Genomic DNA, 12,413 nt, shown 5'->3' on the forward strand with positions numbered 1-12,413 from the left:
ATCAATCCCGCACAGATTCCATCCCCACAGGGTGAATTATGAATTTTATAGCTGATCTGCACATCCATTCCCGTTTCTCGCGCGCCACAAGCAAGGCCCTCAATCCCCGCCATCTGGCGGCCTGGGCGCGCTGCAAAGGCATCAACGTACTGGGCACCGGGGATTTTACGCACCCCCAGTGGCGGGCGGAACTGGCGGAACAGCTCGTGCTGGACGAGCACACGGGCCTCTACAGGCTGGCGGTTGAGCCGGAAACGCTTGAGTTCATGGATGCCAAGGCTGGCCCGGGCATGCAGGAATCCACCGCTCCGCTGTTTTTGCTGCAAACGGAAATCAGCTCGATCTACAAACGCGGCGGCAAGGTGCGCAAGGTGCACAACCTTGTGTTTGTGCCCACCCTTGAGGATGCGGAGCGCCTTTCGTTGCGGCTGGCGCAGATCGGCAACCTCAATGCCGATGGCCGCCCCATTCTGGGGCTGGACTCGCGCGACCTGCTTGAAATCATGCTGGAATGCGCGCCCGGATCGGTGATGATTCCCGCCCATGTGTGGACGCCATGGTTTGCGCTTTTCGGCTCCAAATCAGGCTTTGACAGGCTTGAAGACTGCTACGGCGATCTTTCGGAGCACATTTTTGCGCTGGAAACGGGCCTTTCGTCTGACCCAGCCATGAACCGCCTGATCAGCAGGCTTGACGGCTACGCCCTTGTGTCCAATTCAGACGCGCATTCCGGAGCCAACCTTGGGCGCGAGGCCAATCTGTTTGCGGGCCGCCCCAGCTATGCGGGCATGTTTGCGGCTTTGCGCGCCTCTGCCCGGCGGGAAGACCAGTGCAATCTGGACTGCCGCTTTCTCGGCACCATGGAATTCTATCCTGATGAAGGTAAATACCACCTTGACGGGCACCGCGCCTGCAACGTGGTGCTGGAGCCTAAAGAATCGCTGGCTCTAGGCAACATCTGCCCGGTCTGCGGCAAGCCGCTCACGGTCGGCGTATTGCACCGGGTGCTGGAACTGGCAGACAGGGAAACCCCGCCGGAACTCCCGCGCGAACCGGAAGTGCGCCCGCTGATTCCGCTGGCCGAAGTCGTGGGCGAAATCCTTGGCGTTGGCCCGGCATCGCGCCGGGTGCAGGAGCGTTACAGCAGTCTCCTGCGCGAGCTGGGGCCGGAGCTGGATATCCTTTGCCGTCTGCCGGAAGCAGACATTCGCGCCCACTGGGAGCCGCTGGGCGAAGCAGTGGCCCGCATGAGGCGCGGTCAGGTCTACCGCAAAGGCGGCTATGACGGCGAATACGGCACCGTGCGCGTTTTCTCCCCTGAGGAAGTGGCCGATGCGCGCGGCACCCTGCCGGGCGTAAAGGCTCCTGCCAAACGAGGGCGCAAAAAGGCTGAACCACTTGAATCTGCAACTGCCGCACAGCCCGCATCCGTGCGCGTGCGTCGGGCCAGCCTCCCCCTTGCGGGTGATACCAACGCAGAAGCCACAAGCAATTTTTCCGCGGTAAAATCCGCAGCTAAAACTGACATGCCTGCGCAGGCCTTTGCCTATTCTGACGAGCAGCAGACGGCGCTTGCAGCGGGCCCAGCGCCCGTGCTGGTGCTTGCTGGCCCCGGCGCGGGCAAAACCCGCGTTCTGGTGGGCCGCCTGCAATGGCTTGCGGAACAGGGCGCGGACATGCGCAGGGTGCTGGCTGTCACCTTTACGCGGCGCGCGGCGGATGAACTGCGGGAAAGACTGTCCAAGGCCTTTGATGGTGGCGCGCAAACGGCGCTGCCGCAATGCGACACCCTGCACGGCATGGCCTGGGCGGCCCTGCGCGCTGCCAGCGCGGACAATCCCCCGCTGTTGCTTGGCGAGGATGCCGCGCTCAATTTGTTCCGTCTGGCAAATCCGGAACTGGAAAAGCGCGACGTGCGCAAACTGTGGGATGCCCTTGCTCTGGCGCGTGAGGGTGGCGTTCTTGCGCAGGAGCCTGCTCAAAGCCCTCTGGCCCGAGCTGCTGCCAACTACGTTGCGCGCAAAAATATGGGGCAGCGCTATGCGGACTACGCCGACCTTCTGGACTGGTGGCTGGAGCACGCCCGCACCCTGCCCGAAAATGAGCGTCCACAGCATGTGCTGGTAGATGAAGTGCAGGATCTTTCCGCTGTGCAGCTTGCCATTGTTCGCGCCTTGCTGCCTGCGGATGGGCATGGATTTTTCGGCATTGGCGACCCGGATCAGGCCATTTATGGATTCCGTGGCGTTACGGGCCAAAGCGAGGCCAGTCTGCGCGCCTGCTGGCCGGGGCTGAACGTCTTCCGCCTTGGGCAGAGCTTCCGTTCCAGCCAGAGCGTACTGGATATGGCCCGCAGCCTCCTGCTCCACAAGGGGCAGTGCGGCCCATTGCTGGCCGCGCAATCCCTCACGGCTGAACTGCGGCTCTTTTCCGCTCCCGATGAGCGCACCGAGGCCCGCTGGGTAGCAGAGCGGGTTCGACATCTGCTGGGTGCAACGGCCCACACCTTGCTGGATCACAGCAAGGGGGACGACCTGCACGGCCTGGCCGGAGCACTGGCACCGGGCGACATTGCGGTTCTTGTGCGCCTGAAAGCGCAAATTCCCCCCCTGCGTGCGGCCCTTGAACAGGCGGGGATACCATGCGCCGCGCCCTCACAGGATGGATTCTGGCAAGACGCCGCCTGCGCGCACCTGTTGAGCCTGCTAGGCGCTCATTGCGGTTTTGCGCATGTATCTACCGAGGATCGGGGTCAACAGGATACCTTGCCGCAAAACTGGACATCGGCAGAGAGCCTGCCTGCTCCGGAGCGTATGCTCCCCTGGCTTGCCAAACAGCCATGGGCAGGGGAAGTCTTTACCGGCAGCCGCCCTTGGCGCGAACTGTGCCGCCTGTGGAACCAGAGCGGGCACTGGGCGGGCTTTTTTGAGCAGCTGGCATGGCTCCAGGAGGCCGAGCTTGTACGCGCCAAGGCCGAGAGTGTGCAGATTCTGACCTTGCACGCATCAAAGGGGCTTGAATTTCAGGCTGTTTTTCTGCCGGGGCTTGAAGACGGTCTTTTGCCTTTGCGGCGTGAACTTTTGTTCCCTGCTGCGGATGCCGCGACCAGCAGCACCCAAAGAGAGGCCGACGAGGCCGAGGAGCGCCGTTTGCTGTACGTGGGGCTTACGCGTGCTGCGCGGGCGCTTTTTCTCAGCCATTGCGCACAACGCTCTCTTTATGGGCGCACCCTGCATTTGCAGCCCTCGCCCTTCATGAGCCAGATATGCGAATTTTGCCGACACAGCACCCTTGCAACACGCACCCGTAAGGAACAGAAACAGATCAGCCTGCTCTGATTTCCTCCCCCGATCTACGCCACCGATGGCAGGATGAAGGGCACAAAAAAAAAGCGCCAGTTGCGCTTGTGCTTTTGCGGAATTGATTTCGGCCTGTGGCTCGATAGGCGATCAAGCAGGCTTGTAGGTTGGGCATAGGAGCATTGCACCACCCTTGCCCCTATATCTAGCGGCCTGGAAACAAGGGCGCAACAGGCTGTCCGGCCTGACAAACGCCACACCCGGCAAAACTGCTCAAGAGTGCGCCACAATGTGACGCAGAAAAGCCGCTTATTCTTCCAGCCAGGAGTCGTCTTCAAGCACCTTGTAACCGCGCACGATGAGGTACACCACGCCGTCCGCTTCTTCCATGATGCCTGATACTTCCACGGGCACGCTGACCTCGTCATCCAGGTCAACCCCGGCGCCGCGCGGCACAATGCGGTATTCCACATCATCCTGCACAACAGCGACACGGGCCTGGCGCGCATCCACAGAGCGCGGCACTGCCGCGACATAACCTCTGACAGTAATGGGACTCTTGTTCATAAGCTCTAACATTGCCTTTCAATGCCGGTTTTTCTCGCCTATAGCTCCTTTTATTTTCTGACGCAAGCATCCCTGGCTCTTTGCCGCGTTTTTTTGACGCGCTTCGGCTCCGCACGCCTGAAGACCTTGTTGCAGGCCGTTTTTTTTCATCAGCTCATACCAGTGACCACGTGAAATACCTGCCACTTCCGAGGCTTTTCGCACGTCTTCCGCGCACATGTCCCAAACCTGCCGCACGTAGGCTTTTTCAGCCTGCGATTTCCATTCACGCAGGCTCGGCGGTTTTTGCCCCAGCGCGTCATTTACTAAAAACCCGTTTTCCTGGGCAGTTATCCCCGCGCCGTCACTGCCGTGCAACCCACCATTCTCTTTGACCGGCGGCACGGTTCCCTGCCCCATGCGACGCCGCACGGAGTCCACGCGCATACGCGTGGGAAGATGCGCAGGCAGGATCAGGTCGCTTTTGCCAGCCGTGAGGCATGCCCGCTCAAGACAATGGATCAGTTCGCGCACATTGCCGGGCCAGGCATACTCCAGCAGCACATCCAGCGCCTCGTTGGAAAGGGTTTTTTCCGGCTGGTCGTTGCCCAGGCAAAAGCGCGCAATGGCCTGCCGTGCCAGCGCGGGGATTTCGTCAAGCCGCTCGCGCAACGGCGGAATCACAATGGTGAGGCCTTGCAGCCTGTAGAGCAGATCTGCCCGGAAGCTGTTTTCCTTGGCCATGTGCTCCAGATTTTTATTGGTGGCGGCCACCAGCCTGAAATCGCTGCTGACCTCGCGCACCTCGCCCACAGGGCGAAAACGCCGCTGTTCCAGGGCTCGCAAAAAAACCCCCTGCATGGGCTGAGGCAGGTCACCCACTTCATCCAGAAACAGCGTCCCTTTGTCTGCCGCAAGCAGCAACCCTTCGCGCGCCCTGTCCGCACCTGTGAACGCGCCGCGGCTGTGGCCGAACAAATGGCTTTCCACCAGGGTTTCTGGCAGCGAGGCGCAGTCAACCGTTATAAACGGCCTGGCTGCCCTTGCACTGTTGCGAAAGAGCGCCCGGGCAAAGAGTTCCTTGCCTACCCCGGTTTCACCCAGCAAAAGCACGTTTACTTCGCTTTTTGCAGCCTGCGCCAACAGCTTGAGGGCGCGGCTCATGCCGGGGCCACTGCCAAGGATATGCCCGCTGTCCACAACCAGAGCTTCTGATACTGGGGTACGGTTTTGCCTGAATTGCAGAATTTGCCGCAAACACTGCTCAATATCGCGCATCTGCAAGGGTTTGGTGAGGAATTCCCACGCCCCGGAGCGCAAGGCGGCCTCGGCATTGTCGCCGTCGCCGTTACCGGTGATGACAACCACATCCGGCGCACCGGGCAGGTGTGCAAAGTCGGCCTGATATTCAAGCCCGTTACCGTCCGGCAGCCATACGTCCAGCAAAACTACATCCACAGGCTCGCTGACCATGCGCAGCGCCTCCTGAATGGAAGCGGCCAGCAGGGTTTCGTGCCCCATACGGTTGCAGACCACCTGCACCATTGTGCGCATCAGTCCTTCATCGTCCACCACAAGCACTTTGGCCATCAGCTTGTTCCCCTTGTGATCACGCTTCCGCCGATTTTTTGTCTGCACGCCTTGCCGCGTCTGTCGGACAATACCTTTTGTGCTGGTATTCTGCACCTCAGACGGTCTTCTCCTGCTCCACGGTTGCGGCGAGCACCTGCGCTGCTTCCTGCATTGCGGTGCGCAATTTTTGCGCTTCTTCCGAAATACGTTCTGATTGCGCGTCTTCTGTTGCTGTTGCAACCGCCCGCAGATGGTCAAGCCTCATGACGCCTGCCGAATTTTTGCAGGCATGGGCTGTGCGCCGCAGCTGCTCAAAATCACCCGTTGCAATGGCGGCATCCAGGGTTTGCAGACGCTCGTGAAGTTCATGTTCCAATACGTTGGCAAGGCTTTTCAGCACGTCTTCATCGCCATCCAGCGCTTCAAGTGCTGCATTGCGGTTCCAGACAACATTTTTGCATTGTATGTCAGCAGATTGATGCTCAGTCACGGCGGTTTCTGGCCTGTTCGCAATTGCGGTTTTTACCTGCGCAACAGTTTTTGGCCTGCCGGAGCAATCTGCCGACTTTGCTGTCACCAGTTTTTCCAGTTCATGGCGCAACTGTTCAAAGCTCAAGGGCTTTAGAAAAACGCCGTCAGCGCCAAGCTCCTCGCATTTGCGCAAAAACGAATCGCTTGTTGTCGCTGTGTAGACAACGGAGAGGGTTTCTGCCGGGGACAATGTATCGCCATTCCGCAAAGCCCGCAGCACATCCAACCCACCAATGCCGGGCAACCGGCTGTCGAGCACAAGCAAGTCCCACAGCCCTTGCCTGGGATCACGCAGCAGTTCCAGTGCCTTTTCGCCGGTTTCAACCGCTACTGGTTCTGCCCCCATGCTCCGCAACATATGCTGCATGGCGTAGGCAATGGACGCGGTATCCTCCGCCACCAACACTTTTTTGCATACCCGCAAGGGCTTTGCGCAACACGGTTGCCCTGACTTGGACGCATCTGACGTGCCCGCATTCTCCCGGGGGTTGGCTTGTAAGGGTTGCGAACACTGCGAAAGCAACACGTAAAGCGTAAAACAGGCCCCCTGCCCTGTACGGGAAGCCAGATCCACATCCCCGCCCATGAGCCGTGCAAGGGTGCGGGCGATGTTCAGCCCGAGGCCGGTTCCCGGTGTGCGGGCGGTATCGCGCCCCCGCTGAAAACTCTCAAACACCCTGGCCTGATCTTCCTGCGACATGCCGGGGCCAGTATCAGTGACAGAAATTGCCAGCTTCAGATGTTCACTGGTACATTCAAGGGCCGTGGCATAAACGCGAACAGAACCAGCCTCGGTAAATTTGACGGCATTACTGACAATGTTGCCCAGGGCCTGCCGCAAGCGAAAGCTGTCGCCCACCGTACATCGCGGTAGCTTTTCGTCCAGGCCGAGGGTCAGGGAAATCCCCTTGCTGTCGGCAATGGGCCTGTACAAGTTCACACAGCTTGCGAGGCTCTCCCGCAGATCAAAGGGCGCGGCTTCAAGCGTAGGGGTTCCCTGCTCCAGCGCTGCGTGGTCGGTTATGTCGCCCACCATTTCCCGCAGGGCCTCTGCGGCTTGTGCAAGATAGCCCAAGGCCTTTTTGCGTTCCTTTTCAGGCAGGTCAGTGCGCTGCGCCAGTTCGCTCATTCCTACAATGGCTGTCAGCGGTGTGCGCATGTCGTGGCTGAGGTGCCCCATAAACGAGCTTTTCATGCGGCTTGCTTCCTCCGCCAGCCAGCGCCGATGCGTGAGGTTGAAGGTCAGGCCGCCAATGGCGAGCACGCCCGTGACTGCAAGCAGCCCGTACAGCAAGCGCATGTTGTAGCGCTGCCTTTCCAGCCCTTTGTGGAATGAGCTTGCGTCCTGGCTCACGCTGATGCCGCCGAGCACTTCTCCCACTTTTTTGTTTGTATGGCACCGCAAACAGCTTTGCTGGGCCATAAGCACACTCAACAGGCGCAGGCTTTGACCATTGCCTGGTTGTGGAGCCGTAAACACTTCGGGGGTTTCTTCCGCACAGCGGGCAAGCGCTGATTTTTCCCACACATCCGCCATGTTTTCAGGCCGCAGGGGCGCACTGCTTATTACGCTGATGGTCACCCCTTCGCGCGAGCTGCGCTCCGCCAGCTGGCGGCTCATGTATGCCGGGTTAACCAGCACCAGGGTGCGCCCATCCTGTGTGGTTACTGTGCGTTCCGATTCTGGCAACCAGGGGTTTGGCTGACCGTTGTCACTTTTTTCAACATATACGCCGCCGTGCGCGGCATTCCAGTTTCTTGCGTCCATTAATTGCTGCGCCATGGTTGAAAGTCGTGTATGCTCCAACTCAAGGCTATGCTCAGCATTGACCTGCACTGCCTGGCTGTAAAGAAAGCCAGTAAGACCAAGCCAGGCAAGGCTGGCAACAAGTACCAGCCACGGCATCTTTTTCGACTTTACAAATGATTCGCGCAGCATGCTCACCCTTCCGGTGGTGTTGTCATTTATTTCTGAATCTGTCTTTTTTTTCTGAATTTTTCTGTGACCGAAATCACTCTTTTTCTTTTGACTTCATGCAATTATCTTATTTATCTACTAATTATTTTTTTATTTTATTTACTGGTTTTGGTACGTTTCTTGTTTTCATAACCAGGATGCCGCCATGGGGGCGGCACACAAGGAGCGAGTTAAGGAGGCTCTATGGGAACACCCCGCAATGGACCATGGCTTAAGGTGCTGTTGGGCGGCGTTGCGGCGGGAATGGTGCTTTTGGGTGTGCTTGCGTACGCCATGACGACAACTGACCAGCGACCTTTTTGCGCCAGTTGTCACATAATGCAGGAAGCAGCCGTGACCCAGAAAATGGGATCACACGCCAAACTTTCCTGCAATGAGTGCCATGCCCCGCATAATCTGCTGGCCAAGCTGCCGTTCAAGGCCCAGGAAGGCCTGCGCGACGTTATCGGCAATGTTTCAGGCCACGACATTCCGCGTCCTTTGAGTGTTCGCACCAAGGATGTTGTCAATGCCAACTGCATGGCCTGCCATAGTCAGACCAATGTCAATGTGGCCAGCATGGACGCCAAACCCTACTGCGTGGATTGCCACAAGGGTGTGGCCCACATGCGCATGATGCCTATAAGCACAAGGACGGTAGCCAATGACTAAGAGCAACATACACAAGGCCCTGGGAGTGGTGGCCCTGCTTGGCATAGCTTTGCTCGCGGGCTGTCAGGATGTTTCCACTGACCTTAAGCCCCCGAAGTACAAAACTTCCATACCTGAAAGTGAAACCCGTATTTCTGCTTTCCAGAAAGATTTTCCGCAGCAGTACGCCTCGTACATGAAGAACAACGAATCCTCGGTCATGACCGAATACAAGGGTTCCATCCCCTATCACAAGAACGACAACGTCAATCCCCTGCCCAAGGGCTTCAAGCATGCGCAGCCCTATCTCAAGAATCTGTGGCTGGGTTATCCCTTCATGTACGAATACAATGAAGCGCGCGGCCACACGTACGCCATTGAAGATTTTCTCAATATTGACCGTATCAACCGCTTTGCCGCCGACGGCAAGGGCGGCCTGCCCGCCACCTGCTGGAACTGCAAAACCCCCAAGATGATGGAATGGGTCAAGCAGTACGGCGATGCCTTCTGGTCAAAAGACGTCAATGAATTCCGCAGTAAAGACAAGATCAACGAAATGGATGAAACCATTGGTTGCGCCAACTGCCACGATCCTGTGACCATGGAACTGCGCCCTTACTCCGAGCCGCTCAAAGACTGGTTGAAGCGTAGCGGGCAAGACTGGGCCAAGCTTTCGCGCAACCAGAAGCGCAGCCTTGTATGCGCGCAGTGCCATGTGGAATACTATTTCACCCACAAGGACAACGGCCCCGCCGCCAAGCCCGTGTTCCCCTGGGACAACGGCTTTAACCCCGAAGACATGTACCAGTACTACAAAGGGCACGGCCCCAAGGGCGCCGATGGCAAGCCCGGGCCTTTTGTTGACTGGACGCACGCGGCCTCCAAGGTCGGCATGATCAAGATGCAGCATCCTGACTATGAAATGTTCCAGGACGGCCCCCATGGCGCTGCCGGAGTTGCCTGCGCCGACTGCCACATGCCCTACATGCGTGAAGGCGGCAAAAAGGTTTCCAGTCACTGGATGACCTCACCCCTCAAGGATCCGGAACTGCGCGCCTGCCGTCAGTGCCACGCCGACAAAACCGCTGACTACCTGCGCGGCCGCGTGGAATACACCCAGAAGAAGGCCTTTGAACAGCTGCTGAAAGCGCAGGAAATCTCGGTTAAGGCGCATGAAGCTGTTCGTCTTGCCAATGCCTACGAAGGCAAGCGCGCAGCCGATTACGACGCCCTGATGACCGAAGCGCGCGAAATGGTGCGCAAGGGCAGTTGTTCTGGGATTACGTTTCTGCGGAAAACAGCGTTGGTTTCCACAACCCCGCCAAGACGCTTGATACGCTCATGACCTCTATGGAATGCAGCCAGAAGGCCGTTGATCTTGCCACCAAGGCTACGGATTTTGGCATTGCTGAAGCGCTTTCCAAGGATATCAAGGAAACTGTGCCGCCCATTCTGGAAATGAGCCGCAAGCTCCAGCAGGACCCCGAATTCCTCAAGAAGAACCCCTGGACCAAGCTGCTGCCCACCTTGCCAAAGGCTGATCAGGTTTGGGACAATCAGACAAGGATCACTTCTGAGGCAAAGCCTGCCCAGTAGCCCGTAGTTGCATGCAGGCCAGGCGATTACGCGGCACTGCATAACTTTCAAAACAGCAAGGCCCCTCTTCAGGGGCCTTGCTGTTTTGATCTCTCAAAGTATGAATACTGTTGTTATTACGGTTTGTTATCCCATTATTATTTTTTTGTCTGCCAAAAATAATCCTCGTAGCTTGCCAATCAGGCACACAAATTGCTTAATCCTGTGCAGCACATATGTGTTATATTTTTGACTTTTGCAAAATTATTTGCAAACACAGTAGGTTGCAGCATGGAAGCAGCAATACACTCAAACACTTGGCGAAGATGGCGCAATTTTGCGTTGCTCTTGGCATGCGCCGTACTTCTGACAGGCTGCGGAGCTTTCAGATCCGCGCCCGATAGCGGCCCAGCACCAGAATCCGCGCGCAAGGTTGTTAAAACGGCCTATACGCAAATGGGCAAAAAATACAGACCTGGCGGAGCCTCACCGCAAAAGGGCTTTGACTGCTCCGGTTTGATCTGGTGGGCATATAATCAGAACGGCGTAAAAGTGCCGCGCATAACAACTGATCAGGCTCACACAGGGCAGCAGGTTCCGCTTTCATCTGCCCGGCAGGGAGACATCCTTGTTTTTCGCACCAGCTCCGGCCCAAGGGGGCTGCACACTGGCATATATGCTGGCGGCAATTCCTTTATCCACAGCCCCAGACGCGGCGAAAATGTGAGGGTTGAGAGCCTTGACGTACCATACTGGCGCAACAAACTTATCGCGGTAAGGCGGGTTGTGCACTGATCAGCAGCAGCGCCACCGCGTAATCACGCAATTGTTTATTTTATTGGCGGTAACGGCTCAGTCTGTACCGCCTTTTCTGTTTGCTGACTTGCTATTAAATTTTGTTTGGAGTATTTCAAAAAGAATTACATCGGAATCACCTTGTTGCTGATTTCCGTTTCTGCCCACTCCTTTTATCCGATTCAAATAGCCGGGTAGCCCACTTCGCAGCTCGTTTGAGGCGTCCTTGCCCGGCGCGGGAGGAGACATGGCTCGCAAGGCTGTAGTTGCTGAAAGCCTGTTGAGTATTGCGGATATTTCGCGCCATTTTTCCTTGCCAGAATCCACCACCCGCTATTACTGCAAACGGTTTGCCCATTTTATTCCCAGTGTTGGCGACGGCCGCAGACGCCGCTATCGCCGTGAAACGCTGGAAGTAATTGCTGCCGTGCTTGAGCAGATGCAAAAATCCCGCACGGCAGCAGCGGTTGAAGATGCGCTTAACGCGCGCTTTCCGCGAAATGCCGTTGCTGTTACAGATGCTGATTCTTCCACAGCCATTGCTGAAGTTCCTTCGAGCAATGACTTTTTCCCTTCCGCTGCACTTCAGATTCTGGAGCGCCAGACAAACGCCATTGAGGGCATTGCCCATTTGCTGCAACTTGTTGTACAGCGCCTCCCTGCCCCCGGCGGCAGCAATACGCCAGAGGTTGGACAGTTGCGCCAGGAGGTTGCAAACTTGCGTGTTTTGCTTGATTCGTCCGAAAAAACGCAACAAGCCGACCTTGATCAGTTGCGCTCATGGATGACCAAGGTTATCCGCAATCGCGGTGGTTCAGGACAGTCAGAATAATTTTGCCACAGCAAGCAGAAAGGCCGCGCAATTGCGCGGCCTTTCTCATGTTCATTTTTACGTTTCCGAAACACATAGAAATCAGGAGCTGGTTGCACTTTTGCCGCACCGTAACGCGACTGATTTACATGCCGCTCCGCCTGTCTATTCTGCGGATATACTCCGCCAGAACATCACGTTGAGGCGTGTCACTCACTACCGAGCTTGCTGATTTTTTCCAGCCAGACCAGTTCAACCCCGCTTGCGGTTTGGGCCTTTTTGTACGGAACAAAACCGAATTTTTCATATAACCGCAAGTTGCGTTCACTTTTTGCGCTGGTGAAGAGTTCATACCGGGCGGCTTTTATTGCGGACAAAATTGCCGTCATCAGTGCAGAGCCGTATCCCCTGCCCTGCCATTGCGGCAATACGGCAAGGCGACCAATGTGGGCTGTACCTTCTGTAAGGTGCGCCCTGACCGTTCCTGCCAGCGTCTGCCCATCCAGTGCCTTGAGTACTACGCAAGTGCGCCATTCCGCCACCAGTTCTTCAAGCGTTTGCGTGAGTGGCGGGATATTCCAATTTTCTACCAGCCTCGCTTCGCTTTCAAATGCGGCCCTTTGCAGGGCCAGAATTTGCGGCAAGTCGGATTTTGTAGCTGGCAGAATTGTCATGC

8 protein-coding genes and 1 pseudogene are annotated in these 12,413 nt (G+C 57.1%); 5 read left to right on the forward strand and 4 right to left on the reverse strand.

Translation table 11 applies throughout. The features are described from left to right. The first annotated feature begins 38 nt into the window (after window positions 1-38). Entirely contained in the window at window positions 39-3,338 is a 3,300-nt protein-coding gene (locus tag G449_RS0109165; RefSeq protein WP_027180863.1) for a UvrD-helicase domain-containing protein, read from the forward strand. 270 nt (window positions 3,339-3,608) lie between these two features. Here G449_RS0109165 and G449_RS0109170 read toward each other — a convergent pair whose 3' ends face one another. From G449_RS0109170 to G449_RS16645, 3 genes are all read right to left on the reverse strand, one after another. Then, the gene (locus tag G449_RS0109170; RefSeq protein WP_027180864.1) at window positions 3,609-3,866 is read right to left on the reverse strand and encodes a hypothetical protein; all 258 of its coding nucleotides are present in this window, start codon (window positions 3,864-3,866) and stop codon (window positions 3,609-3,611) included. An 18-nt stretch (window positions 3,867-3,884) separates the two neighbouring features. After that, on the reverse strand, window positions 3,885-5,435 hold the full coding sequence (locus G449_RS16640) for a sigma-54-dependent transcriptional regulator (RefSeq protein WP_022659016.1): 1,551 nt from the start codon (window positions 5,433-5,435) through the stop codon (window positions 3,885-3,887). Between the two features lie 97 nt (window positions 5,436-5,532). Beyond that, window positions 5,533-7,887, reverse strand: a complete 2,355-nt coding sequence (locus G449_RS16645) for an ATP-binding protein (protein WP_051135420.1) — start codon at window positions 7,885-7,887, stop codon at window positions 5,533-5,535. A gap of 222 nt (window positions 7,888-8,109) precedes the next feature. Here G449_RS16645 and G449_RS0109185 point away from each other — a divergent pair, with 222 nt between their 5' ends. From G449_RS0109185 to G449_RS0109200, 4 genes and pseudogenes are all read left to right on the forward strand, one after another. After that, window positions 8,110-8,577: a cytochrome c3 family protein gene (locus G449_RS0109185; protein WP_022659018.1), complete on the forward strand. Its 468-nt coding sequence runs from the start codon at window positions 8,110-8,112 to the stop codon at window positions 8,575-8,577. Next, window positions 8,570-10,152, forward strand: a pseudogene (locus G449_RS16650) (ammonia-forming cytochrome c nitrite reductase subunit c552). The gene G449_RS0109185 and the pseudogene G449_RS16650 overlap by 8 nt, the downstream one beginning before the upstream one ends. A 435-nt stretch (window positions 10,153-10,587) precedes the next feature. Then, the gene (locus G449_RS0109195) at window positions 10,588-10,926 is read left to right on the forward strand and encodes a C40 family peptidase (protein WP_245170799.1); all 339 of its coding nucleotides are present in this window, start codon (window positions 10,588-10,590) and stop codon (window positions 10,924-10,926) included. Between the two features lie 247 nt (window positions 10,927-11,173). After that, a complete protein-coding gene (locus G449_RS0109200) occupies window positions 11,174-11,758 on the forward strand; it encodes a MerR family transcriptional regulator (protein WP_022659020.1) in 585 nt (194 codons plus the stop codon). Between the two features lie 188 nt (window positions 11,759-11,946). Here G449_RS0109200 and G449_RS0109205 read toward each other — a convergent pair whose 3' ends face one another. Continuing rightward, window positions 11,947-12,411, reverse strand: a complete 465-nt coding sequence (locus tag G449_RS0109205) for a GNAT family N-acetyltransferase (protein ID WP_022659021.1) — start codon at window positions 12,409-12,411, stop codon at window positions 11,947-11,949. Window positions 12,412-12,413 lie beyond the last annotated feature (2 nt).

The sequence above is a fragment of the Desulfovibrio desulfuricans DSM 642 genome, from assembly GCF_000420465.1.
Classification (GTDB): Bacteria; Desulfobacterota; Desulfovibrionia; order Desulfovibrionales; family Desulfovibrionaceae; genus Desulfovibrio; species Desulfovibrio desulfuricans.